Origin of the sequence: Arthrobacter sp. A2-55, from assembly GCF_025548615.1 — a bacterium.
GTDB lineage: Bacteria > Actinomycetota > Actinomycetes > Actinomycetales > Micrococcaceae > Specibacter > Specibacter silviterrae.
On record NZ_JAJLOZ010000001.1, the window covers coordinates 115,976 to 140,809 of the forward strand.

22 protein-coding genes, 2 tRNA genes and 1 riboswitch are annotated in these 24,834 nt (G+C 67.3%); of the genes, 2 read left to right on the forward strand and 22 right to left on the reverse strand.

Going from position 1 to position 24,834, the window contains the following annotated elements; all coding sequences use genetic code 11:
* Positions 1-17: 17 nt before the first annotated feature.
* Positions 18-1,223, reverse strand: a complete 1,206-nt coding sequence (locus tag LPN03_RS00525) for an ROK family transcriptional regulator (RefSeq protein ID WP_262452404.1) — start codon at positions 1,221-1,223, stop codon at positions 18-20.
* A 226-nt stretch (positions 1,224-1,449) separates the two neighbouring features.
* On the reverse strand, positions 1,450-2,628 hold the full coding sequence (locus LPN03_RS00530; RefSeq protein WP_262452405.1) for a class I SAM-dependent methyltransferase: 1,179 nt from the start codon (positions 2,626-2,628) through the stop codon (positions 1,450-1,452).
* A 183-nt stretch (positions 2,629-2,811) separates the two neighbouring features.
* Here LPN03_RS00530 and LPN03_RS00535 point away from each other — a divergent pair, with 183 nt between their 5' ends.
* Entirely contained in the window at positions 2,812-3,753 is a 942-nt protein-coding gene (locus tag LPN03_RS00535; protein ID WP_165180548.1) for an MIP/aquaporin family protein, read from the forward strand.
* Between the two features lie 3 nt (positions 3,754-3,756).
* Here the strand turns inward: LPN03_RS00535 and LPN03_RS00540 are convergent, their stop codons facing one another.
* The 16 genes from LPN03_RS00540 to LPN03_RS00615 form a co-directional block, all read right to left on the reverse strand.
* The gene (locus LPN03_RS00540; RefSeq protein WP_306986694.1) at positions 3,757-4,179 is read right to left on the reverse strand and encodes a YchJ family protein; all 423 of its coding nucleotides are present in this window, start codon (positions 4,177-4,179) and stop codon (positions 3,757-3,759) included.
* Positions 4,146-4,874: a FadR/GntR family transcriptional regulator gene (locus tag LPN03_RS00545; RefSeq protein WP_262452409.1), complete on the reverse strand. Its 729-nt coding sequence runs from the start codon at positions 4,872-4,874 to the stop codon at positions 4,146-4,148. The genes LPN03_RS00540 and LPN03_RS00545 overlap by 34 nt, the downstream gene beginning before the upstream one ends.
* 100 nt (positions 4,875-4,974) lie before the next feature.
* Positions 4,975-5,050: transfer RNA gene (locus LPN03_RS00550), tRNA-Ala, on the reverse strand.
* 48 nt (positions 5,051-5,098) lie between these two features.
* A tRNA-Ala gene (locus tag LPN03_RS00555) sits at positions 5,099-5,174 on the reverse strand.
* Positions 5,175-5,317: 143 nt separating this feature from the next.
* Positions 5,318-6,067, reverse strand: coding sequence for a histidine phosphatase family protein (locus tag LPN03_RS00560; RefSeq protein WP_262452410.1), 750 nt, complete (start codon positions 6,065-6,067; stop codon positions 5,318-5,320).
* A 32-nt stretch (positions 6,068-6,099) separates the two neighbouring features.
* A complete protein-coding gene (gene rsfS, locus LPN03_RS00565; RefSeq protein ID WP_262452412.1) occupies positions 6,100-6,555 on the reverse strand; it encodes a ribosome silencing factor in 456 nt (151 codons plus the stop codon).
* Between the two features lie 26 nt (positions 6,556-6,581).
* On the reverse strand, positions 6,582-8,339 hold the full coding sequence (locus tag LPN03_RS00570; protein ID WP_262452414.1) for a hypothetical protein: 1,758 nt from the start codon (positions 8,337-8,339) through the stop codon (positions 6,582-6,584).
* A gap of 7 nt (positions 8,340-8,346) precedes the next feature.
* Entirely contained in the window at positions 8,347-9,081 is a 735-nt protein-coding gene (gene nadD / locus LPN03_RS00575) for a nicotinate-nucleotide adenylyltransferase (RefSeq protein ID WP_165180542.1), read from the reverse strand.
* A complete protein-coding gene (locus LPN03_RS00580) occupies positions 9,014-9,262 on the reverse strand; it encodes a hypothetical protein (RefSeq protein ID WP_205677941.1) in 249 nt (82 codons plus the stop codon). The genes nadD and LPN03_RS00580 overlap by 68 nt, the downstream gene beginning before the upstream one ends.
* Positions 9,263-9,413: 151 nt before the next feature.
* The gene (locus LPN03_RS00585; protein ID WP_165180541.1) at positions 9,414-10,712 is read right to left on the reverse strand and encodes a glutamate-5-semialdehyde dehydrogenase; all 1,299 of its coding nucleotides are present in this window, start codon (positions 10,710-10,712) and stop codon (positions 9,414-9,416) included.
* A gap of 29 nt (positions 10,713-10,741) precedes the next feature.
* The gene (gene proB, locus LPN03_RS00590; RefSeq protein WP_165180540.1) at positions 10,742-11,890 is read right to left on the reverse strand and encodes a glutamate 5-kinase; all 1,149 of its coding nucleotides are present in this window, start codon (positions 11,888-11,890) and stop codon (positions 10,742-10,744) included.
* Positions 11,880-13,487 carry a GTPase ObgE gene (gene obgE, locus LPN03_RS00595; RefSeq protein ID WP_165180539.1) on the reverse strand — a complete coding sequence of 536 codons (1,608 nt, stop codon included), beginning with the start codon at positions 13,485-13,487 and terminating at the stop codon, positions 11,880-11,882. Before obgE ends, proB begins: the two co-directional genes overlap by 11 nt.
* Positions 13,488-13,595: 108 nt before the next feature.
* Positions 13,596-13,853 (reverse strand): 50S ribosomal protein L27, encoded by a 258-nt coding sequence (rpmA, locus tag LPN03_RS00600; protein ID WP_113718066.1) that lies wholly within the window; start codon positions 13,851-13,853, stop codon positions 13,596-13,598.
* 62 nt (positions 13,854-13,915) lie between these two features.
* The gene (gene rplU, locus LPN03_RS00605; protein WP_054011346.1) at positions 13,916-14,224 is read right to left on the reverse strand and encodes a 50S ribosomal protein L21; all 309 of its coding nucleotides are present in this window, start codon (positions 14,222-14,224) and stop codon (positions 13,916-13,918) included.
* 332 nt (positions 14,225-14,556) lie between these two features.
* Positions 14,557-16,089, reverse strand: coding sequence for a bifunctional hydroxymethylpyrimidine kinase/phosphomethylpyrimidine kinase (gene thiD, locus LPN03_RS00610; protein WP_165180538.1), 1,533 nt, complete (start codon positions 16,087-16,089; stop codon positions 14,557-14,559).
* A riboswitch (TPP riboswitch) is annotated at positions 16,080-16,178 on the reverse strand. (Overlaps the previous gene by 10 nt.)
* A gap of 163 nt (positions 16,179-16,341) precedes the next feature.
* A complete protein-coding gene (locus tag LPN03_RS00615) occupies positions 16,342-19,908 on the reverse strand; it encodes an Rne/Rng family ribonuclease (protein WP_262452417.1) in 3,567 nt (1,188 codons plus the stop codon).
* 393 nt (positions 19,909-20,301) lie between these two features.
* Between LPN03_RS00615 and LPN03_RS00620 the strand changes: the two genes are divergently transcribed.
* Positions 20,302-20,937, forward strand: a complete 636-nt coding sequence (locus tag LPN03_RS00620) for a vitamin K epoxide reductase family protein (RefSeq protein ID WP_165180626.1) — start codon at positions 20,302-20,304, stop codon at positions 20,935-20,937.
* 84 nt (positions 20,938-21,021) lie between these two features.
* Here the strand turns inward: LPN03_RS00620 and ndk are convergent, their stop codons facing one another.
* The 4 genes from ndk to LPN03_RS00640 all read right to left on the reverse strand — a co-directional run.
* Positions 21,022-21,438: a nucleoside-diphosphate kinase gene (gene ndk / locus LPN03_RS00625; protein ID WP_262452419.1), complete on the reverse strand. Its 417-nt coding sequence runs from the start codon at positions 21,436-21,438 to the stop codon at positions 21,022-21,024.
* Positions 21,439-21,473: 35 nt separating this feature from the next.
* Entirely contained in the window at positions 21,474-21,911 is a 438-nt protein-coding gene (locus tag LPN03_RS00630; protein ID WP_262452420.1) for a DUF4233 domain-containing protein, read from the reverse strand.
* Between the two features lie 3 nt (positions 21,912-21,914).
* Entirely contained in the window at positions 21,915-23,297 is a 1,383-nt protein-coding gene (locus LPN03_RS00635) for a bifunctional folylpolyglutamate synthase/dihydrofolate synthase (RefSeq protein ID WP_165180534.1), read from the reverse strand.
* Positions 23,297-24,834, reverse strand: a 1,538-nt coding sequence (locus LPN03_RS00640) for a class I tRNA ligase family protein (RefSeq protein ID WP_262452422.1), incomplete at its 5' end; no start/stop codon positions are given. The genes LPN03_RS00635 and LPN03_RS00640, both read right to left, overlap by 1 nt.

Genomic DNA, 24,834 nt, shown 5'->3' on the forward strand with positions numbered 1-24,834 from the left:
CGGGCAGCGGGGCCCGGCTACGGCTTGGAGTCCAGCAGCAGCTGGGCCGCGTTGGGGCTGAACGTCTTTTCCATGACCAGGCAGGCGGCCCCAAACGCCTCCCCACTGGTTAGCAGGCGGGTTCCGGCAACACCGACGGAGTGCACGTCCGTGGTGACGCTCAGCTGCGCCAACAGGTCAGGAAACCGGGCCAGGTAGGTGTCGGCCAGGGAAGGCCAGAAGGGCCCGCCAAATACCACCTGGTCAACGTCCAGGAGGTTTGTCAGCACGGAGACGGCCCCGGCCAGGCGCCAGGCACTTCGTTCCAGAATGCCGGCCGCCTCCGCGTTGCCGCCTTGGGCGGCCGCGGCCAGGGCGGCGAGGTCGGCCTGCAGGGTGGCCGGGTGTGCTCCGTCCACGGCGGGCAGGGCCCCCAGTGCGCGGGCCTCGGCCACCAGGGTTTCGGGCATGCAGGTGACCTTGACGCAGCCGCGCCGCCCACAGTCGCAGGGGGGCCCGTCGGGATCGGTGATGATGTGGCCGATCTCCCCGACGTTGCCTGACGAGCCGCGGACCACCTCATCGCCCAGGACCAGCCCCGCGCCGATGCCGGTGCCGATGTAGACGTACACAAAGTTGGACGCCCCGCCCGCGGATCCCGTCCACAGTTCGGCCACCGCCGCCGCGGTCACGTCCTTGTCCATCACGACCGGCAGTCCTGTGGCTTCGGCCAGGATGTCCCGCAGCGGAACCCGCGTCCAGCCGGGCATGTGGGGCGGGGCCACCACGGTGCCGCTGGCCGCGTCGACCGGTCCCGGCGTTGCCACGCCCACACCGGCTATGCGGCTCTCGTCAACGCCGGAACGGGCCACCAGGGACCGGATTTCCCGTCCCATGGCCCTGACGGCATCTTCGGCCGGCTGGGAAAAGTCTGTGGGAACCTCCAAGGCTTCTAGGACGGTGCCGACGGCGTCCACCAGGGCAAAGCTGGTCAGGGCCGGGTCGATGTGGACGCCCACCGCAAACATGCCTTTCGGGTTCAGGCGGAGGATGGTGCGCGGCTTGCCGGGGCCGGACGTTTCCTTGCCGGCTTCCACGATCAATCCGGAATCCAGGAGACGGCGGCAAATGTTGGAGACGGTCTGCGCGGCCAGGCCTGCGGAACCGGCCAGCTCCACGCGGCTGAGACCCTCATCGGAGCGGCGGATGGAGTCCAGGATGACCGATTGATTGAAATCACCCATCTTGGGCAGGTTCGTGCCTCGACGTCGCGCCGGCACACCAACCTCGGGAACACCCAACATTTTCTCCTTGCAAAGCTTTGATGTGTCGGATGCACGCATCCATATGGCCCCCGCTGACAGATTACCCTTCCGGGCGCCCCAGCGCGCGCACGCCACGGCAGCCAGGGTCCGGGCGCCCTGTTGGGAGGTTGCGGCGGGGCCGGTTCCGGGGTGCGGCCCGGGGACGTCAGCAGGCGGGCTTCACCGACACGGCGACCGTAAATTTCGGATTGCGCCCCTTGATTTCCGTCGGCCCCACCCGTTCCTGCAGCTGCCCCCGGTAGTCAAGGTGCCGGTTGTAGACGGTCCACAATTCACCCCCGGGCGCGAGCACCCTCGCGGCCGCGTCGAACAGCTTCAAGGCAATGCCCGCGTGGACTGTGGCCCCAACGTGGAACGGCGGGTTGAGCACCACAAGGTCAGCCGAGTTCGCCGGAAATCCTGCCATGGCGTCGTCCCGCACCACCGTGACACGTCCGTCCAGCCCGTTGGCTTCAGCGGTTGCCGCGGAGGAGGCGACGGCGGCAGCCGACTGGTCCGTGGCCAGCACGCGCAGTTCGGGCCGGGAGGCCGCCAGGAATGCCGCTATGGTGCCGTTGCCGCACCCCAGGTCAATGGCCCGGGCCGCACCGGGACGCATGAGGGGAACAAAGTCGAGCAGGAAGCGGGTGCCGATGTCCAGCTTGGTGCCGGCAAACGTTGCCCCGTGGGCGCACAGCCACAGGCCGGCGTCGGCGTTCCAGTCCTTGCGCGGAAACGACCGTGCCGGAAGCTGGTCCCGCGGGCTGTCCACCTCGAGCACACGGGACTTGTGCCACGCCCGGCCCGGCAGGACGTTGCCGAAATACCGCCCCAACACGCCATTCATGGCCACGGCCAAGTGTTTCTGCCGGCCGCCGGCATAAATTCGGACTCCCGGCTCCGCGTTTGCCGCAATGAGGGCCGCCACCTCGTCCACCTCGTCCAGGCTGCGCGGCAGCTGCCACAGCACCACCGTGGCGCCGGCAAACAGCTTGGCCGACAGGGGCAGTGATTCAACGGACCCGGCCAGGCCCAAACGGGCGGCATTGGCGGCGAGGGCGAGCTCGCCCGACAGCGGGTCCTGGTGCACGCGGATCCGCTCCAGCCCATGCCCGCCCGCCGCACCGAGGGCCAATGCCCCGTAGCGGTCCCCCACCACGGCCAGGGCCCCGCCCCCTTGCCCGCGGGCGGCCAAGGCTGCCAGTTCGGCGCCGGCACGGTCAAGGATCAGCTCGTCAGTGGCGTCGTGCGCGTGGAGGTTGTCCGCTTCGACGTCCGGGAACCTGCGCAGCAGGGACAGCTCCAGTCCGGGGGGCCGCGGTGCCCCGGTAGCCGGTTGTTGCATGCCGTTCATGGTGTGGCCTTTCCTCCGCCCCGGTGGCGGGCATCCCGCCAAGTTTAGCCGCGCCCGCATTCTACCGGCATGTGACTAACTGCACATGTGCAACACGTCACAATCGCCATAGAATCAAATCAGTCACTCAAATCAAGGGCTATGTCGCCGTCAGCGACGACTCTAGGGAGCATCATGAGCGAAATATCTCCACTGAGAAATGCGGTCCGGCACGGCAGCGGGCTCAAAGGCATCGGGGGCCTCTGGGGGGAGGTGTTGGGTGAGTTTCTGGGTACATTCGTCCTGATTTGTTTTGGTGACGGCGTCGTGGCCATGGCCGTCGCGGCCCTGCCGGGCAGCGGACGTGCTGCCACCGACACCACCATTTTCATGGCGGCAGGCGACTGGCTTCTCATCACGTGGGGATGGGCACTCGCCGTGGCAATGGGGGTATATGTTGCCGGCGGGGTGACCGGGGCGCACCTGAACCCGGCAGTTACACTGGCGTTTGCCGTGCGGCGGAAGTTCGCATGGAACAAGGTGCTGCCGTACATTGCCGCCCAGGTGGTGGGGGCGTTTGCCGCCGCCGCCCTGCTGTATGTGCTGTACTACAACGCCATCGACGCATTCAACGCCGCAGCCAAAACACAAAGGGATGCTCCCGGCGGTCTGGCCACCTACTCAATATTTGCCACTTTCCCCGCCCCGTACTTCCACGGCAACCTGACCATTCCACTCATTGACCAGATTGTCGGCACCATGTTCCTGGTCCTGCTCATCGCGGCCATTGTGGACATGCGCAACCTGGCGGTCCAGGCAAACCTTGGGCCGTTCATCATCGGACTGGCCGTGGCGGCCATCGGCATGTCCTTTGGCGCCAACGCCGGGTACGCCATCAACCCCGCCCGCGACTTTGGGCCGCGGTTGTTTGCGTGGATGGCCGGCTGGGGTGATGTGGCCTTGCCGGGCACAGTTGCCGGGTCCTTCAGTTGGTACTTCTGGGTGCCGATCGTGGGACCGCTCATTGGCGGTGTTCTTGGCATTTTAATTTACGACTGGTTCATTGGCGACATCCTGCACGCCCGCCGTGCGCTGGCGGAGCAGGCAGAGCCGGGAAGTGCCACCAAGGAGGACTGAGTCCTAGGCGAGGGTGAGGGCATCCACGTACAGCCACTGCCGGCCAATCCGGGTGAACCGGCTGGTTTCGGCTTGGCTGCCGCGGGTGCCTTCCCGCCTGTAGTGGGCCGTGAAGGACACAACCCCCTCCGTGTCCCAGGGGCCGCCGTCCGTGATACCCCGGATGTCCAGCCGGACCCACTGCTGTGACCCATCCAATTCCAGGGTCCCCGGGCGCGTGTCAGGGTGCCAGGTCTTGAGCAAGTAGGAAGCGTTGCCCGTGGCAAACGCGGTGAAGCGTGAGCGCATCAGTGCCTCGGCGGTGGGAGGGAATGAGCCTGCGTCAATGAACCTGCCACAGCAGCCGGCATAGGTGTCCCCCGAGTTGCAGGGGCACCTCCATGTCGCCCCGTTCACTGCATCGGGTGTGTCTGCGCGTGGAACCACTGGATGTGGTGCCTGAGGGCGGCGGCCGCTGCACCGCCGTCGTGCCGGAGAACGGCACCCATGATGTTCTGGTGCTGGGTGCGCAGCTCGGGGACAATCCCGGCCCACATGGCATCGCTGTCAATGGAGTCCGCCACGTAGCCCTGTATGGCAAAACGCAGTGATTCCATCATTGCGGTGACCACCACATTGCCTGCCAGTGAGCTGAGCAGCACGTGGAACTGGGCGTCGAGGACATGGAAGGCGTCGCGGTCCAGGGCGGGCTCGGCCATGGCGGCCAGGAGTTCCTGCGCCTGTGCCAGCACCCGGTCGTCGTGGGTCCGCCCGGCTGCCTCCCCTGCGGCCCAGGTCTCCATCATGACGCGGGTCTGCACGATGTCGGCCACGGGGAAGTGCCGGGTGGCCATGTGCAGCCGGAGGGTGGAGCCCAGGCCGGCCGACGGGTTTGAAATGACCACGGCGCCGGAGGTGGGGCCGGAGCCGACGGCGGTGTGCACCACGCCCATGACGTCAAGGATGCGGATGGCGTCCCGCACGGAGGCGCGGGAAATCCCGTGTGCCTGGGCAAGTGCGCGTTCACCGGGCAGCCGGTCCCCCACCTTGACCTTGCCGCTCTTGAGGTCCGCCTCGATGCTGCGGAGGACTGCCTCATAGCTGCGGGCGGCAGGCGCGGCGGCGGGTTCTTCAGTAGGCACGGCACCATTCTTTCACTGTTTGCCGCCCGTTCCCGGCCAGGGGAACCGGCCATACAAAATGTCCCCCAAGGCGCGGCGGCCTTGGGGGACATTTTTGTTTTGGTGGAGCTGAGGGGACTCGAACCCCTGACCCCCTGCATGCCATGCAGGTGCGCTACCAGCTGCGCCACAGCCCCAAAACATAATCGATATTCAGTTTCAAACCACCGGATGCCCGGCCTGTTTGGTGGAGCTGAGGGGACTCGAACCCCTGACCCCCTGCATGCCATGCAGGTGCGCTACCAGCTGCGCCACAGCCCCAAACACTTGCTTTTTCCCTGACCTGGCGGTCTTGGCCGAAGCAACTTGTCTATCCTAGAACACGTCTCCGCCGCTTGCCAAATCGGCAGCCGCACCCCCTGCGAAAGGTTCCCGAAGCCCGTGATTTGACCGAAGGGGCGCTCCTAGTCCTCCACCGGTTCGGCCAGGTCCTCGGGCAGTTCATAGGGTTCCGGCAGGGTCCCGACATTGTGTTCGGTGAGCCGCCAGTGCCACTCCCGCGCACCGGCCAGCGACGGCGGCGACTGTTCCAGCACGGACCAGTGGCAGTTTGACAGCCCGGACAGGACCCGCCAGAGTTCTTCCGGCAGTCCCAGGAGCTTGGCCATGGCCACCCGGGTGGCCCCGCCGTGCGTGGCCACCACCAGCGTGCCGCCCTCCGGGACAGTGGCAGCCGCGTCGAGCACCGCAGCCACCATCCGCTCTGCCACCTCCACACGCGTCTCTCCCCCGCCGGCGCGGACGCCGGGTTCGTCAAGCTGCCACAGCTTGATCAGGGCAGGGTCGCCGCGCTCGATGTCCTCGAACGTCTTCCCCTCCCAGCTGCCGCCAAAGGTCTCGCGCAGGCGCCGGTCCTCCGTGACAGGAGTTCCAGTCAGCGCTGACAGCGCCCTGGCCGTGTCCCGGGCACGCGAGAGGTCGGAGGAAATGATCCGCACGGCCGCCATCTGCCCGGGGCCGCCCAGCTTGCCCGCCAGCAGGGATGCGGCACGGGCAGCCTGCAGCACGCCGACGTCGTCGAGCGGGATGTCGCTTTGCCCCTGGAAGCGGCGGGCCGCGTTCCAGGAGGTGCGCCCATGCCGCCAAAAAATAACCCGACGGCGCGAACCGGCGGGCTGAAGCACTGAGGTCGTGGGGGCCTGGGTGGTTGTCATGGCCGGCGCGGTTCCTTCGTCACGGGCGTCAACTACTTTGCCTCCACGCCCTCACGTCCGGAGTCGGCTGTGTCTTCCTCGGTGCTGCCGACCGCGGATTCGCTGTCCTTCATGCGCGACGGGTCGGCGGCATCCAGTTGCAAGTCGACGACGGGGCAGTCTGCATAGAGCCGCTCCAGGGCGTAGAAGATCCTGTCTTCCTCATGCTGGACATGCACCACGATGTCAGCGTAGTCCAGCAGCACCCAGCGCCCGCCGGAGCGGCCTTCGCGGCGCACGGGACGCATGCCGAACTTGTGCAGTTCGTCCTCAATGCCGTCAACAATGGCGTTGACCTGGCGCTCCGTCGACGCCGAGGCGATGAAGAAGATGTCAGTGATGGCCAGCCTGTCGCTGACGTCCAGGGCAATGAGGTCCTGCGCCAGTTTGTCTGACGCCGCCCGCGCTGCAGCGCGAACAACTTCGATGGAGTGTTCTGTTGCGGTCACTTGCATTTCCTTTGATAAACCCGGCTCTAGCGTGCCAGTGCGGTGATGAACATGACGGCTCCGGCAACCAGTGCCGCACCCCCAAGAATGATGCTGCCCCATTGGATGAACAGGTTGCGCTGAGTCCGGCCCAGCCCCGCCGTCACGGCATCCAGCGGTTCCAGCCCGTGCGCGTAATCGGCTGGCATGGGTGGCATCTGTGTGCGGGTGACGCCCTCCGGGCTGGGTGCCGCGGCCCCGGGAACGGCGGCTGCGCGTGAGCCAGGCGCGACGGCGGCGGCACCGGTGGCGGCGGGACCCGAGGGAGGCGCCTGGACCGTGGGAACAGCGGTGGCGCGAACTGCGGGAGCACCGGCGGCCATTGCCTCCGCACGCTTGAGCGTGCTGCTGCGCCCGCCCGTCAGGGGCCGGTTGCCCGGACCTGGCCGGTGCGGGGGCCTGGCGGCCAGTGCGGCGTCAAAGCGGGCCGCCTCGGGGCTGACCGCCGCGGCGTTTGAGGCCGCATTCGTGGCCGGGGTGCGCTTGGCGGTGCGCTGCTTCGGGTTGGACATGGTGACGATCGGCACATGCGTGGTGGCCGGGGGGCGCAGCACGGGGCGGTCCAGGCCCGGCACCTCGATGAACTCCATGGGGGTCACCATGGCCAGGTTGTTCGTGGACGTTGGGTCCGCTGCCGTCCGGCGGCTCTTGGCGCTCTCGGCCAGCAGCCGTTCGCGCGCCTGGGCACGCTGGCTGAGCACGGCTGCGCGTTCCGCCTGTGCACGCTGTTCGGCCAGCGCCTGCAATTCCTCGGAGCTGGGCGCCTGGCTGGCCGTCAGGCCAATTCCCGCCGACACGGGATAGTACGGAACCGGTGCACCAGAAGTACCGGGGCCGGCGGTGGACGTGCCTACCCCGGAAGTGCCGGCTCCGAAATGGCCGGCGGCAGGCGGAACGGCCGGAGGTGCGGCAGGGGCGGTCGCCGGAGCGCCGGGCTCAGCGCGGGGTGCCGCCACGACTGGTGCACCCACCACGGGGATGGAATTGGGGTGGGCAAGGGCTGCGGGCCCCGACGGGGACTGCCCCGCGCGTGCCGTTCCCCGTGCGTCGGGCGCAGCGGAGGCTGCTGCGCGGCGGCCGCCGCGGCGGCGATTTGGTTCCTGTCCGGCCGCTGCGGGGAATGGCCCGGCGTGGTGGTGGGGTGCGGGGACGGCAGGCGTGGCCGGTTCCGCTCCAGGCGCCGAAACTGCTCCAGGCGCCAAGTCCGTTGCCGGTGTCTGGACTGCAGGCGGTGCCGAATGCACCAGGGGTGCCGGGGCTGGTCGTGATACCGGTGCCGAACCGGGGGCCGCCGTGGCGGGCGGGACGGCATCTGGGGCCGGATTCACCGCCACCTTGACCACGGGGTTCACACTCGTGACGGGCGCACGTTCGGCGTCGAGCTGTGCCTGGCGAAGGGCACGCCGTGAGGGCAGCGGATCCACGGGCGCCGCAGCAGGCTCCAGCAGTTCCTTGTAGGCCCGCAGTGCCGCCCTATCGCGGGCACGCGTCTGGGACGACCGTTCGCGGGCGGCCGGGGCACCGGCGTCGCCGGCCGTGGCCGCAGTGGCGTCCGTGGCGGCAGCGGATCCGCGGCGGCCGTGCCTGTCCACCATGGGAGCTGAGGCAGGGGGCACCGGGGCAGGCGGTGTTGCCGGCGCGGGCCGCGGTGCCGCCGGCGGCTGGCCTGGCGTCCCGGCGGCCTGTGCCGCCAACACGTCCCGCAGTTCCCTGCGGCTGCGGACCGGTTCCGTTTCCTTGCTCATCACTTACTCATTCAGTACTGGAAGCCACCGGCAAGACACGTCCTGCCGAATTGCCGTCTGGTTGAACATACAGCCCGTACTTGGCAATGTATTGCACCACGCCGTCCGGGACCAGGTACCACACCGGGTTTTGTTCCTGCACCCTGGTGCGGCAGTCCGTGGAGGAGATGGCCATTGCGGGCACTTCCAACAAACTTACGTCCGATCGCCCCATGTCGTCGAGCACATGGCCCGGCCGGGTCACGCCGACGAAGTGTGCCAAATCCCACAGCTCGTCATTGTCCTTCCAGGACATGATCTGTGCCATGGCGTCCGCGCCCGTGATGAAGAACAGGTCCGCTTGGGGGCGCATCCGCTTCAAGTCCCGCAAAGTGTCAATGGTGAAAGTGGGCCCGGGGCGGTCAATGTCAACGCGGCTGACGGTGAACCGCGGGTTGGCTGCCGTGGCGATCACGGTCATCAGGTAACGGTGTTCGGCGGCGCTGACCTTGCGGTTCGCTTTTTGCCACGGCTCCCCCGTGGGAACAAAGATGACCTCGTCAAGCTTGAAAACACTCGCAACCTCGCTGGCTGCGACAAGGTGACCATGGTGGATCGGATCAAACGTGCCGCCCATGACTCCAACGCGGAGACGGTTGCCGGTGCCCTCAACGGAAGGCACCAGGCCGCTGACCTTAGTGATTGGAGGACGCCGGATCGTCGTGGTGCATGTGCTTGTTGGTGTGCTGCTTGTGCGGGTCATCGGTGGCGTCCACGGCGGAGTGGCGGTTGCCAAGGTTCATGAAGGACACGCAGATGAACATAAGCAGCAGCAACGTGGCCAGCATGACCCCGCCAATCACAAACGGCGGCGCAATCAAGGGCGCGGCTTCCTCGTGGGCGGCTGCTTCGGCAAGGACGACGCCGGCAAGCTGGGTCAGCATTATTTCTCCCCTATGGGTTGTGGTCCGGTGCCCGGTTGGGCGGCACCCGGCCTTCATGTCTTGGAATCACTCTAATGGTACGTGGTAACCGTTGGCCGTGGCACACCGGCCGCGCCGTGGGAGCGGATTCCCGGCCCCGGAAAAGCCTCCGTCAGGCCCGCACCTGGCCTTCGCCCTGCACAATCCACTTCGTGGTGGTCAGCTCCGTCAGCCCCATGGGCCCGCGCGCATGCAGTTTCTGTGTCGAGATGCCCACCTCGGCGCCCAGCCCCAGTTCCCCGCCGTCGGTGAAGCGGGTGCTGGCATTGACGATGACGGCGGCGGAGTCGATCTCGGCAATGAACTTTTCGGCGTTGCCGAGATCGTTGGTGAGGATGGCCTCGGTGTGCCCCGTGGACCACTTCCGGATGTGCTCCAGGGCCTCGGGCAGGGAGTCGACCATTTTCACGGCCAGGTCCAGGTCCATGTATTCGGTGGCCCAGTCCTCGTCGGTGGCCGGGAAGCTGGCGGCGCCTGCGGGAACCAGCGGCGCCACCCGGCTGTCCACGTGAAGCCGCACACCGGCGTCGGACAGGGCCTTGAGCACCGCCCTGGTGACGGTGGCGTCCTTGTGCACCAGCAGGGTCTCAACGGTGTTGCAGACGCTGGGTCGCTGGGTCTTGGCGTTGAGCAGGATGTCAACGCACATGTCCTCCCTGGCACTGGCGTCGATGAAAATGTGCACGTTGCCCTCGCCCGTTTCAATGACGGGCACGGCGGCGTTGGTGACAACCGCCTGGATGAGTTCGCGGCCGCCGCGGGGAATGAGCACGTCCACCTGGCCGCGGGCCTTCATGAGCAGGTTGGCGCCCTCGCGGCCGTATTTGTCCACGGACTGGACGGCGTCGGCGGGCAGACCCACAGAATCCAGGGCGTCCCGGAGGATGGCCAGCAGGGCCTCATTGGTGTGCGCGGCAGCCGTGCCGCCGCGCAGGATCACGGCGTTGCCGCTCTTCAGGGCCAGGCCGGCAATGTCCACCGTGACGTTGGGCCGGGCCTCGTAGATGGCACCCACCACGCCCATCGGCACGTTGACCTGACGCATGCGCAGGCCGTTGGGCAGGGTCTGGCCGCGCACCACATTGCCCACAGGGTCCGGCAAGGATGCGAGGTTCTCGAGCGCGTCGGCAAGCCCCTGGACGCGCTGGGCGGTCAGCGTCAGCCGGTCCAGCATGGCCGCGGACGTGCCCTGCTCCCGGCCGGCGGCAACATCCCTGGCGTTTTCGGCCAGGATGTGGTGCTCATTGGCCAGGAGTTCCTTGGCTATGGCCCGCAGGGCCCTGTCCTTCCAGGCACGGTTGGCGCCGGCCATGCGGCGTGAGGCGCGCCGGGCCCTGTCCGTGATGCTGCGGACATTTTCCGCCGCCGAGGAAGGCGCGGAAGCAATGTGTTCAACAATCTGCTCGCTCATGGCTCAAGTCTAGGCCACGGCACGCCACATTACGTGTGGAGAAGCACCAGGTCGTCCACGTGGACCACCTCGCGTTCATACTCCCGTCCCAGCTCCTTCGCCAGGGCCTTCGTGGAGCGCCCCAGCATCCGGGGCAGGTCCCCGCACGGGTAGTTGACCAGCCCGTGCGCTATGACATGCCCCGACAGGTCGGCGATTTCCACGGCGTCCCCGGCGTCAAAGTCCCCCGAGACCGAGACTATGCCGGCCGGAAGCAGCGACTTGTGGCGTTCGCACACGGCCCGCACGGCGCCGTCGTCAAGCACCAGGCGCCCGCGGATGTCGGCGAGGTGGGCAAGCCACAGCAGGCGCACGGGGCGCTTGTTGCCGTTGATGCTGAACCAGGTTCCCACGTCCTCCCCGGCGAGGGCTGCCGCGGCGTTGTCGGTGGAAGTGACCAGTGCCGGAATGCCGGTCTCGGCGGCGATGATTGCTGCCTGCACCTTCGTGGCCATGCCCCCCGTGCCCACGCCGGCCTTGCCCGCGCTGCCGATGACAATGCCCTCCAGGTCCTCCGGCGAGTCCACGTGGCTGATGCGCTTTGCCCCTTCCGACGGCGGGCCGTCGTAGAGCGAGTCCACATCGGAGAGCAGCACCAGGGCATCGGCCTTAATCAGGTGCGCCACCAGGGCGGCCAGCCGGTCATTGTCACCAAAGCGGATCTCGTGGGTGGCCACGGTGTCGTTTTCGTTGACAATGGGCACCACGCCCAGGTGCAGCAGGCGTTCCAGGGCCCGGTGGGCGTTGACATAGTGGCGGCGCCGGCTCAGGTCCTCGGCGGTCAGGAGCACCTGCGAGACGGTGACCCCGTGCCCCATGAAGGCCTGGTTGTAGCGGGCCATGAGCAGTCCCTGCCCCACGCTGGCGGCCGCCTGCTGGGTGGCCAGGTCCTTGGGCCGCCGGGCCAGGCCCAGCGGCATCAGCCCGGCCGCGATGGCGCCGGAGGAAACCAGGATGACCTCGGAGCCGGCGAGCCTGCGCGCCGCCAGGACATCCACCAGCTTGTTGAGGGCGGCATCGGAAATGCCGCCTGCAACCGAGGTCAGCGAGGAGGAGCCAACCTTCACCACAATCCGGGACGCCGTTGCGATCCCCTGCCGTGCCCCCGCAGGGGCGGCGGCTTCGGCCTTAGAGTTCATCGTCGTCGGATGCACCGCCGTCGGCGTCAAGGTCATCCTTGATGCCCAGGTTCCGGGCATGTTGGCGGTTGGTGGATTCGGTCCAAATGCCGGCCTTGCGCTCAGCTTCCAGCTCTGCGCGCGCGGCGGCCTTCGCGTCCCGGCGGTCCTGCTGCTCTTCACGCTTTTGGGCACGGGTGGGGCGGTCGCCCAGGTCAAGGAGGCGAAGGTCGGTGCCGCGCGGTGCGGCCAGGTGTTCGGCTCCGCCCATCATGGTGGGCTCCCAGTCGAAGACCATGGCGTCGTCTTCGCCGATCACCACGGTGTCCCCGGGGGTGGCGCCGGCCTTGAACAGGCCCGTCTCCACGCCTGCCTTGGCCAGCCGGTCCGCCAGGTAGCCGATGGCTTCCTCGTTTTGGAAGTCTGTCTGCTTCACCCAGCGCTCGGGCTTTTCGCCCAAGACGCGGAACAGCGGCTCAAGGTTCTTCTCTTCGCGCCGGATGGTGAAAGGCGTGGCGTTGACAGCGCGGGGCCGCAGCACCACGGGAGTCACCTTGGCCGGGGCGGCGGCAATGGCGTCGCGGGCAGCCTGGACAATTTCGGCCATGGCGAAGCCAAGCTGGCGCAGGCCCTCATGGCTGGCCGCGGAGACTTCAAAGACCCTGTATCCGCGGGCTTCCAGGTCACCCTTGACGAATTCGGCCATGTCGCGGCCGTCCGGGGAGTCGATCTTGTTCAGGGCCACCAGCTTGGGGCGCTCATTGAGCGGGACCACGTCGCCGTCGGCCCCGGCAAAGCTCATGTCCACCGCGTAACGGTCCAGTTCGCTTTCAATGACGGCCAGGTCTGACAGGGGGTCGCGGTCCGCTTCCAGGGTGGCGCAGTCCAACACGTGCACCAGCGCTGCGCAGCGTTCCACGTGGCGCAGGAAGTTGTGGCCTAGGCCCTTGCCTTCGCTGGCGCCCTCGATGAGCCCCGGCACGTCGGCAATGGTAAAGCGGATCTCCCCTGCCTGGACCACGCCCAGGTTGGGGACCAGGGTGGTGAACGGGTAGTCGGCAATCTTCGGCCGGGCCGCGGACATCGCAGCAATCAGGCTGGACTTGCCGGCGGAGGGAAAGCCCACCAGGGCGATGTCGGCAATGGACTTCAGTTCCAGGACGATGTCGCGTTCCTCGCCCTCGACGCCCAGGAGCGCAAAGCCGGGGGCCTTGCGCTTGAGCGTGGACAGTTGCGAGTTGCCCAGTCCGCCCTGCCCGCCGGCGGCGGCAATGAATTCGGTGCCCTCGCCCACCAGGTCGGCCAGGACGGTGCCGGACTTGTCCTTGACCACCGTGCCGTCCGGGACGTTGAGGATCAGGGACTCGCCGATCTTGCCGTCCCGCCAGTCGCCCATGCCGGGCCCGCCGTTGGTGCCGTGGCGGTGCGGGGCATGGTGGAAGTCAAGGAGGGTGGTGGTTTGCGCGCTCACGCGCAGGATCACGTCGCCGCCGTCGCCGCCCTTGCCGCCGTCGGGCCCTCCCAGCGGCTTGAACTTTTCGCGCTTGACCGAGACGCAGCCATGGCCGCCAGTCCCGCCGGATACGTGCAAAACAACCCGGTCAACAAAGCTGGCCAATGAATTCTCCTCGATTGATGCTGCCCTTGCGGACTCATTCTAGTCCGCGTATTAAAACACAGTGGAGCGAGCCGTGCGGCCCGCTCCACTGGTAAAAAAGCTTTGGTGTTAGACCGCAGCGGCGACGATGTTCACCACGCGGCGGCCGCGGCGCTGGCCGAACTCGACCGCACCGGCGTCCAGGGCGAACAAGGTGTCGTCCTTGCCGATGCCGACGCCGGCGCCCGGGTGGAAGTGGGTGCCGCGCTGGCGGACGATGATCTCGCCCGCCTTGACAACCTGACCGCCGAAGCGCTTGACGCCCAAGTACTGAGCGTTGGAGTCACGACCGTTGCGAGTGGAACTCGCACCCTTTTTATGTGCCATTGTAAAATGCCTACCTTTTGACTAAAAGACTGTTTAAGTTGATCGACGTGCCGAACGCGGAATTACGCGATCGAGGTGATCTTGACCTTGGACAGTTCCTGACGGTGGCCCTGGCGCTTCTTGTAACCGGTCTTGTTCTTGAACTTCTGGATGACGATCTTCGGCCCGCGAAGATCCTCCAACTTCTCAGCCGTAACCTTTACATTAGCCAGGTCCTTTGCGGCGGTGGTGATTGTTTCACCATCAACCAAGAGCAAAGCGGGCAGCTCAAGCGTGCTGCCGACTCCACCGGGGACGCGGTTCATGGTCACGTAGTCTCCAACGGAAACCTTTTCTTGACGGCCGCCTGCGCGGACAATCGCGTACACCACTGGGGAACTCACTTCTCTCGACGTTTATAACAAAGTATTGATGTGCCTCAACGCCGTGGACCTCAATGGAGTTCTACCATGGAGTGGTTGCCCTAGGTTGGCGTAAGCACCGAAGATCAAGAATACGCTAATTCCTGCCCCGGCCGCAAATGAGACTGGCCCGCTGTCCCGGATTCGCTGCGTGCCGGACAGCTGTCCGCGCGCATCAGCCCGTTTGAGAGGAACCATGCGCAACTACTCTAGCGCGCCTGGGGACGCGGCGCCCGTTCTGCGGGTGTGGCGCGCCGGTTTTTTCCGCAGCACCCCGGTGGCGTTAATCACCTGCCGGCCTTTCAGGCGTGCAGCCGTGCGGCGTCAAAGAAGTCCACCTCGTATTGGGCCGAGTGCACAAACGCCTCGCGCATGCGTTCGCGGTCCAGGGCAGATCCCCGGCGCGCGGCGGCGTCAACTATGCGCACGGCGGCCTCAGCGGCGTCGGCGAACGCCTGGTCGGCGTACGTTTCCAGCCACCTGGCGTACGGGTGCACGCCGTCGAACGCCAGGTAGTCCGCGTGCAGGACCCGGCCCACTTCGGCGTACAGCCAGTAACAGGGCAGCACGGCGGCCACCACTTCCCCGTAGCTGCCGGCGAACGCCGCGGCCTGCAGGTGGTCAACGTAGTGTTTGGTCACGGGGCCCGGGCCCACGTCCAGGGGGTGCCGGGCCAGCCAGTCGCCGTGCAGCGCCAGCTCCACGGCAAGGCAATTTTCTGCCCCCTTGGCCCAAAACAGCTGTTCCTCCGCGGTGGGGGCAAGGGCGCTGGCGCGCGCCAGCACGCGCGAGTAGCTGCCCAGGTACATGGCGTCCTGCGCCAGGTAGTACGCAAAGTGGGCCTCAGTGAGCGTGCCGGCCGCGAGGTCCTTGATGAAGCCGAGCTCAAAAATGGCCTTGCGTTGGGGCTCCACCTCGTCCCAGAGGCTCCTGCTGAACGCATTGCCCGCCGGTGGCGCCGCGTCCCAGAGCGAATGGAAGTGGTTGACCGGCCCATGGCCGTGCCCCACCTCGAGTTCGGCGGACGTTTCCAGCGCATCCCACAACCATCCCTTGGCGCGGCGCACGGACTCCGGCCAGTGATTGGTCTGGGCCTGGACAGTGGCCAGCGCTGCGGAGAGCGAGCAGCCCGTGCCGTGCGTGTTGGCGGTGTCGATGCGCAGTGCCGTGAACTCTTCCACGCTGCCGCCGGGTTCCACGAGGGCGTCCGGGCAGGCGCTGCCGGCCAGGTGGCCGCCCTTCACCAGCACGCGCACCTGTGACGTGGCGGCCAGGCGCCGGCCCTGCTCGAGCGCCGCTTCCCAGGAGTCCGCCTCGGCTTCCCCCACCAGCACTGCCAGCTCGGGCAGGTTGGGGGTCACCAGGTGGGCGTGCTGCAGGAGGTCCAGCAGGGCCAGGCGCGCATCCACCGCCACGAGGGAGTCGCCACTGCTGGCCACCATCACCGGGTCCAGCACCACCACGGCGGGCCGCGTGGTTTCCAGCCACTCCCCCACGGCGCGCATTACCTCGGGATTGGCCAGCATGCCGATCTTCACGGCGTCAATGGCAATGTCGTCCGACAGCGACTCAAGCTGCCGGCGCAGGAATTCCGCAGGGGGTACGTGGACCGACTGCACGCCCCGGGTGTTTTGGGCAGTCAGGGCCGTGACGGCCGCCATCGCGTACCCGCCGTTGGCGGCAATGGACTTGATGTCCGCCTGGATCCCGGCGCCGCCGGACGGGTCGGAACCGGCAATGCTCAGGACTCGCGGGTGGCGGCGCACCGTGGCTGCCGGCGTCGGGGCTGCTGCCCGGTCTCCGGTTGCGGGTTCGGACAAGGTGTTGACGATCATGGGGACATCCCTTCGCCGGTGCTGGCCGGGCAGGTTCAACGGGTTTTATCTCAGCCGGCCCTGCTGGCCTGGCACCCCGTGTCGCACCCCAGCCTAGCCCGCCCGCGTCCCCCTGGGAAAAATTGCGTGACGGAAAATTCCGGACCGGGCGTTTCACCCCGGCCACACGCCAGTATGCAGCGATGGCGGCTTTGCCCGCAGGCAAGCCGCCATCGCTGCATACTGACCGCACAGTCAGTGCAGTTGTGAGCCCTACAGCTCGGAGGCGGGAACCCCCACACCCAGCATGATGATGGGCTCCGGTGCCTTCTTGGCCGGTTGGGCCTTCGCAGCCTCAGCCCTGGGAGTGTCAGCCGTGGCGGCCCGCCCCGAACCGGCCGTTGCCGGAGCCTGGGCGCCAGCGGGCTCCGACGTTTCCACGGACATGTCGGCTCCGCCCTGGGCGCTGCGGGCGCTGCGGTTGCGCCGTGCCCGGCGGGGGCGGCCGTTCCCGGATTCTTCACCGGCCGCCGCATGCGAGCCGGCCAGTTGGTCAAGTGCTTCGGCAAGTCCGGCCAGGCGCTGCGCCTGCTCGGCATTTCCGGCGTGGGGCGTGTCATTGTGGTGCCCGCGGGGCAGCTCAATGGCTTCCCCGCCCAAGGTCACAATGGCGTTCTCCCCCAGGCTGGCGGGCAGCGCCTTGACCTCAACTTCCTCCACCTCGGCCGCCGGGGACGAGGCCCCAGCACCGGCGCCCACACCGGAACCTGCACCGGCGCCTGCACCGTGGTGGGCGGCGGCGGCAGCGGCGGCAATGTTCGCCAGCGCGGCCCGGGCCTCGTGGGCCTTTTGCACCTTCTGGGCCTCGGTGGCGCCGTCGGCCGGGTCATGCGAAAGCTCGACGGCGTCGGTCCCGTCTGCGTGCTCGTTGTCCAGGTGGGCCGGGCGGTTGTTGCGGTTGCGCTTTCGCTCACTGCGCGTGGAGCGGTTGGCCGTCCGTTCGTTTTCGCGGTGCTCGGGCCGGGAAGCGTGCGCATGGTGGGTGTCAACGGCCACGGTGTGAACGCGGCGGTGCTCCACCGGGATCTCGTGGGTGACCATGCCGCGGCCGGCACAGGTCTCGCAGAGCTCGCCAAAGACTTCCAGCAGTCCGGTGCCCATGCGCTTGCGCGTCATCTGCACCAGGCCCAGGCTGGTGACCTCGGCCACCTGGTGCTTGGTCCGGTCCCGGCCCAGGCACTCCACCAGGCGCCGGAGCACCAGGTCGCGGTTGGATTCCAGGACCATGTCAATAAAGTCAATGACGATGATGCCGCCAATGTCGCGCAGGCGCAGCTGGCGGACCACTTCCTCCGCCGCTTCGAGGTTGTTTTTGGTGACGGTTTCCTCCAGGTTGCCGCCGGAGCCGGTGAACTTGCCCGTGTTCACGTCAACCACTGTCATGGCCTCGGTGCGGTCAATGACCAGCGAGCCGCCGGACGGCAGGAACACCTTGCGTTCCAGGGCCTTCGAGATTTGCTCGTCGATGCGGTGGACGCCAAAGATGTCTTCCGGCCGGGTCCACTTTTCCAGGCGGTCCAGCAGGTCCGGGGCCACATACGTCACATAGGCCTCAATGGTGTCCCACGCCTCCTCGCCGGAGACGATCAGCTTGCTGAAGTCCTCGTTGAAGACGTCGCGAACCACCTTGATGGTCAGGTCCGGTTCGGCGTACAGCATCTCCGGCGCCAGGGTCTTGTGCGACGTGGCCCGGTTGTTGATGCCTTCCCACTGGGCGCGCAGCCGGTTGATGTCGTTGGTCAGCTCTTCCTCGCTGGCACCCTCGGCGGCCGTGCGCACAATGACGCCCGCATTTTCCGGCAGGTGGTCCTTCAGGACCCGCTTGAGACGGTTCCGCTCGACGTCGGGCAGCTTGCGGGATATGCCCGTCATGGAGCCGCCGGGTACGTACACCAGGTACCGGCCCGGCAGGGAGACCTGGCTGGTCAGCCGCGCCCCCTTGTGGCCCACGGGGTCCTTGGACACCTGGACCAGGACGGAGTCCCCCGACTTCAGGGCGTTTTCAATGCGGCGCGGCTGGCCATTGAGCTTGGCGGCGTCCCAGTCGACCTCACCGGCGTAGAGCACGGCGTTGCGTCCGCGTCCAATGTCCACAAATGCAGCTTCCATGCTGGGCAGCACGTTTTGGACCTTGCCCAGGTACACATTTCCAATGAGCGAATCCTGCTGCGTCTTGGACACGAAGTGTTCGGCCAGGATGCCGTCCTCCATCACCCCGATCTGGATGCGGTCCTCGTTCTGGCGGACCACCATGACGCGGTCCACGGATTCGCGGCGGGCCAGGAACTCGGCCTCGGTGATGACGGTGCGCCGGCGGCCGGAATCGCGCGAGTCGCGGCGGCGCTGCTTCTTCGCCTCCAGGCGGGTGGAGCCGCGCAGGCTGGTCACCCGGTTTGACGCGCTCGACGACGGCTCTGCCGGGGTGCGCGGCGCCCGGACCCGGGTGACGGTGTTGGGCGGGTCTTCATCGGTGCCGCCCGTCAGTTCCAGATCCGCCTCACCACGGCGGCGGCGGCGACGGCGGCGCGACGTCACGCCGTCCGCGGAGTCGTCCTCGCCCGGCTCATCGGCAGCATCAGCTGCCGCGGTGCCTGCTTCGTCGCCGGCATTACCGGCGGGCTTGCCGCCTCGGCGGTGGCGGTTGCGCCCGCGGCGCCCGGCCGAGGAATCGTCGTGGCCCTCGCCGGTTTCGGATTCCTCGTCATGCTCGTGGCTGGCGGCAGGCGCGGGGACGGCCAGGCTCAAGTCCGGTGCCAGGAAAAGTGCTGAAATGCCGGCGGCCGGGGACAGGAACAGTGAAGTGGCGGCAGCTTCCTGGGCTGGCCCTTCGCCGGCAGCGTCCGCGGCTTCGGTGTTTGCGGGTGTGTGCGTGGCAGCGTCCACAGCAGCGGGTGCCTCGGCAGGAGCCCCGGCAACGTCCTCGCCTGCCGGGGCAACGGCCTGTTCAGCCGGACCTTGGGCAGCGTCCGGGGATTCCGTGCGGGCGCCCACTCCTGCGGCACCGTTGCTTTCGCCCTGGTCGTCAGCCTTCTTCACAGCGGTCCTGCGGCGGCTGCGGACGGCCTTGGCCGGAGCAGCCGCGGCTGTTTCCCCGGCAGCGGGCGTCGAGGCAGCAGGAGTCGAGGCAGACACCGGATCCGTGGCAGTTGTTTCATCGGTGCCGGCCACCACAGTGGCGTCGTCCTGCACGGCGGTGGTTTCAGCCTTTTTGGCAGCGCGGCTGCGGGCCGGCGCCTTGCGGGCGGGGGCCTTCTTGGCCGGGGCTTCGGCCGCGGCGACGGCAGCACCCTCGGGCTGGGCCGCTTCCAGATGCAATTCGCCTTGGACGGAGGCCGGCGCCATCACGGGGGCGGTGGCCCGGCGGCGGGCCGGGCGCTTGGCAGGGGCCTTCGCCGAGGCAGCGGCAGCGGCATCTGCCGGGGCTGATTCGGCCGTGGCGGCCGCTTCCGGGGTGGCTGCGGGAACGGCAGCGTCAGGTTCGGCCGTGCCGTCGGCCAAGGCGTCCAGCAGGGACGGGACTGCGTCCTGGGCGGCCTTCTTGGCCCGGCTGCGGCGGACGGGCGCCTTCTTGGCCGGGGCCGCCTCAACGGCACCGGCAACGGCATCAGCATCAGCTGCAGGGGCTGCCGCAGCCGCGGATGGCTGCTGTGCCGCGGGCGCGGCGGCCGGCGAGGTGACCTTGGCCGATGCCCGGCGTGAGCGGACCGCCTTGGCGGGTGCCGCCGCAGTGCCTTCATCGGCGGTTGCGGCTGAATTTGTTGCGTCTTTTTCATTATTCATTTGGGCGTTACTTTCGCGCCGGGGCAACACCCCCACATCGGGTGCCGCGTACGGCTGATGTGCCAACACCCGCAGGCGTTGACGGAAGTCGTCTTATTACCTTTCAGGCGGCACCAACTCCTGGGTGCACAAGCTCTGAAAAGCCAATGGCCTGCCTGTTCCGCGTTTGCCTGGCGTGGACCGGACCTGGTGGAGGGCTGCCGTTGCTAGGTGCCTCGTCACCGGCCGCCCCGTGGGCCTGCCATTGGACTGTGGAGCGCATGTGGAACGCTGAACAGCCACCTTCATTGTCTCATACCAGCCCCGCGCACCCGCCGCAAGGGTGGCCCGGCGCGCCAAGTTTGCCGGGCTAGAATCAGGACAACAATGCCGCTACGAACAGAAAAGGGCCCCATGCCTGACTCCCGCGTTTCCGCGCGCGTTCACGACACACCCGCCGTGCCCACCCTGGTCCGTGCGAATCCTTTCGCCTGGTTCCTGCTCATTGCCGGCGCCATTGGCTGGATCGCCTCCGCCACGCTGGTGCTGGAACGCCTGAGCCTGTATGCCAATCCCAATGCCAAGGTCAGCTGCGACATTAACACCTGGATCTCTTGCGGCGATGTCATGAAAACGTCCCAGGCGGCCATTTTCGGCTTCCCCAACCCGTTCATCGGAATTGTGGCGTTCGCCGTCATCATCACAACGGCCGTGGCGCTGCTGGCCGGCGCGGAACTGGCGCGCTGGTACTGGATTGGCCTGCAGGTGGGGATCACGGCGGGAATCGTGCTGATCTGCTGGTTCTTCACGCAGGCCGTTTACGTCCTCGCCATCCTGTGCCCCTACTGCATGGTGGTGTGGGCGGCCATGATCCCGCTCTTCGTCTGGATCACTGTGCGCAATCTGGCCCACGGAGTGATCCCGGCACCGGCCGGCGTGGTGAAATTCGCCTCCGGCTGGGCCTGGGTCATTGTCGGCCTGGCCTACCTGGGCGTGGTTGCTGCCATCTTCTTCAAGTTCATGGCACTGATCATCCCTTCCAACGCGTAGTCGGCCGGTACGCGAAAGGGCACCTCCCGGCCGGGAGGTGCCCTTTCACTTGGGCCTGAACAGGTGGCCCTGGGGTGGCGGCGCTTAGGCGAACCAGATGCCGATCTCACGCTCGGCGGACTCCACGGAGTCCGAGCCGTGGACCAGGTTTTGCTGGACCTTCAGGCCCCAGTCCCGGCCAAAGTCGCCACGGATGGTGCCCGGTGCCGCCGTGGTCGGGTCGGTGGTGCCGGCCAGTGCCCGGAAGCCCTCGATGACGCGGTGGCCCTCAAAAATTGCCGCCACCACGGGACCGGAGAGCATGAATTCCACCAGGGGCTCGTAAAACGGCTTGCCCTCGTGCTCGGCGTAGTGCGCCTGCAGCTGCTCGCGGGTGGCCGTGACCTTCTTCAGCTCCGCCAGCGTGTAGCCCTTGGCTTCAACGCGGGCCAGAATTTCGCCGGACAGCTTGCGGGCCACGCCGTCGGGCTTGACCAGGACAAGGGTGCGCTCAATGCTCACAGTCGTTCCACTTTCAGTTGGTTTTGGTGTCGTTGTCAGTCTACGGTGCCGGGTTCGGGATGTTCGGCATCCCAGGCGGCCTGCTGGCGGGCACGTGCGCGGTTTTCCCGGTCAATCCGGCCGCCCGCGTTGAGCGCGTACCACCAGGCGATGGCAAACAGCACCCCCACAAAGATCATCAGCGGCTCCCAGAAACCGCCGGCAACCAGCAGTAGCTGGAGGACCCAGCCAACGGCCGGGCCAGCCTTCCTGGTGACAATGGCACACGTGCCGATGAACAGCGCGGCCAGGACCACCGTCACTACCAGGTAGAGCGGGTTCTTTCCGTGCAGGCCGAATAGGCCCAGGCCGGCAAAGAGCACCACAAACGCCTCCAGGGCCAGCATCGTGGAGGCAAACAGGGCCCTGGTGGACCGCTGCTTTTTGGGCATGCCGGGACGCCATTCGCGCTGGGCGCGGGTTAGTTTCGCCATTCTTTAGGCACCTTCCGTTTCCCCGGGGCGGCCCAGCAGGATTCGCGCCTCCGCCACCACCGTGATGGAGCCGGTGACCAGCACGCCCCCGGCCAGGTCGTTGTTGGCCTCGGCACGTTCCACGGCCCATTCGATGGCGTCGTCGAGCCTTTCGGCGATGTGGACGTCGTCTTCGTCCCAGCCCAGGTCAACGGCCATTTCAGCCAGTTCCGCAGCAGGGATGGCCCGCGGGGAGCTCGACTGGGTGAGGCAGATTTCCGCGGCCTCGTCCCCGTACGATTCCTTGAGCGTGCGCAGGATCTCCTCGGCGTCCTTTTCCTTCAGGATGCCCAGCACCACCACCAGCTTGCTGAAGGCGAAGGCTTCCTGCAGGGCCACGGCGCTGGCCGCAATCCCGGCGGGGTTGTGCCCTGCATCCACCACGATGGTGGGCGAGGTCCGCAGCACCTCAAGCCGCCCGGGCGAGGTGGTGTTGCGGAAGCCTTCCTGGACCAGTTCCAGGTTCAGTTCCTTTTCCCCGCCGCCCAGGAACGCTTCCAGCGCGGCAAGGGCGACGGCGGCGTTTTCGCCCTGGTGTGCCCCGTGCAGGGGCAGCAGGATCTCCGGATACCGCCCGGCCAGCCCCTGCAGGGTGAGCATTTGCCCGCCCACGGCGATGGTGCGCGATTCCACGCCAAACTCCACGCCCTCGAACTTGTACTGGGCGTGCATGGCGCGAGCCTTGTCCAGGATCACCTGGGCGGCGTCCACGGGCTGGGCGGAGCTGACCAGGAACGCGCCTTCCTTGATGATGCCGGCCTTTTCCAGTGCAATTTCGCCCGTGGTGTCCCCCAGCAGTTCCGTGTGGTCCAGGGAGATGGGCGTGATGACGGCCACCTGCCCGTCGCCCACATTGGTGGCGTCGGTGATCCCGCCCAGGCCCACCTCCAGCACGGCCACGTCCACGGGCTCGTCGGCGAAGATGGCGTAGGCCAGGATGGTCAGGCATTCAAAGTAGGTCAGGCGCTGTTCCCCGGCCGTTTCGAGCTCGGCATCCACCATGAGCAGGTAGGGGTGGATTTCATCCCAGATCCGCACAAAGGTGTCGTCGGCGACGGGCGCACCGTCTATGCTGATGCGCTCCGTGACACGGCTCAGGTGGGGGCTGGTGTACCGGCCCGTGCGCAGGCCGTGGGCCAGCAGCCCGGATTCGATCATGCGGGCGGTGGACGTCTTGCCGTTCGTGCCGGTGATGTGGATGATGGGGAACGCCTTGTTCGGCTCCCCCAGGATGTCCATGGCCCGGAACAGCGGGGCAAGGCGCGGTTCCATTTTGTTTTCGGGGGCGCGGCCCAACAGCTCGGCGTACACGCTTTCCACGGAGAATTCGTCGTGTTCGGTGCTCATCAAGGGTGTGTCCGTTCAACGGTGATGGTGGTTTCCACGTCGCCCGGAACCAGCTCCAGGTCAAGCGTGAGGGTTTCCTTCTTCACCAGGTCCATGTTGGCGTGGAGGGCGTCCACCACGTCCTGGGGGGCCTGGACAATGGTGCGGATCCGGTCGCTGACATGGAGGTCGGCGTCCTTGCGGGCCTGCTGGATGGACCGGACCATGTCACGGGCCGTGCCTTCGGCCTCCAGTTCGGCGGTGACGGCGGTGTTGAGCACCACGAAGCCGCCGTGGGGCAGCATGGCAACCGCCGTGGCGCCGCCGTCGTGGGCGTCCTCCACCACGGTTTCCAGGGTGTATTCGGCCGGCTCAAGCACCAGGCCGCCCGCTGTGACAACGCCGTCGGTGACGGACCAGTCCCCGGACTTGGAGCCCTTGATGGCCTGCTGGACGTTCTTCCCCAGGCGCGGGCCGGCAGCGCGGGCGTTGACCACCAGTTTTTGCGAGATGCCGAACTCCTCTGGCGAGGCGTCGGCGGCGTCAACAAAGCGCACCTTGCGGATGTTCAGTTCATCGGCCACGATGGCGCCCCCGTCGTTCAGCAGTGCCGCGTTGGGGGCCACCACCGTCAGCTCCGAGAGGGGCAGGCGAACCCGCAGCTTGGCAGCCTTGCGCAGGCTGGAGCCGGTCGAGCAGATTTGCTGGAGCTGGTCCATCTGGTCAACGAGGACCGCATTGGGAACAAACAGCCCGGCGTTGGGCCAGTCGGAGAGGTGCACGGAACGCCCGCCGGTGAGGCCGCGCCAGATTTCCTCGGTGACCAGAGGCAGCAGCGGGGCAGCCACCCGGCACACGGTTTCCAATGCGGTGTAAAGGGCGTCGAAGGCGTCGGTGTTCTCGTCAAAGAAGCGGTTCCGGCTGCGGCGCACGTACCAGTTGGTCAGCATGTCCAGGTAGCTGCGGAGGGCGTCGCAGGCACCGGAGACGTCGTAGTCGTCGAGCCTGGCCTGCATCTGGCGCACCAGGTCCCCCGTGTTGGCCAGCAGGTATTCGTCCATGGTGTCGGTGTAGCCGTCAAAGCGCAGCTTCGCGTCGTAGCCCTTGCCGCCGTCGGCCGTGTTCGCGTACAGGGTGAAGAAGCTGTACACGTTCCATAGCGGCAGGATCACCTGGCGGACGCCGTCGCGGATGCCCTGCTCGGTGACCACGAGGTTGCCGCCGCGCAGGATGGGGCTGGACATGAGGAACCAGCGCATGGCGTCGGAGCCGTCGCGGTCCAGGACCTCGGAAACGTCGGGGTAGTTGCGCAGCGACTTGGACATCTTCGCCCCGTCCGAGCCCAGCACGATGCCGTGGCTGATGACGTTCCGGAAGGCCGGGCGGTCAAAGAGCGCGGTGGAGAGGATGTGCAGCATGTAGAACCAGCCGCGCGTCTGCCCGATGTACTCGACAATGAAGTCGGCCGGGTTGTGGGTGTTGAACCAGTCCTCGTTTTCGAACGGGTAGTGGACCTGGCCGTACGGCATGGAGCCGGAGTCAAACCAGACATCCAGCA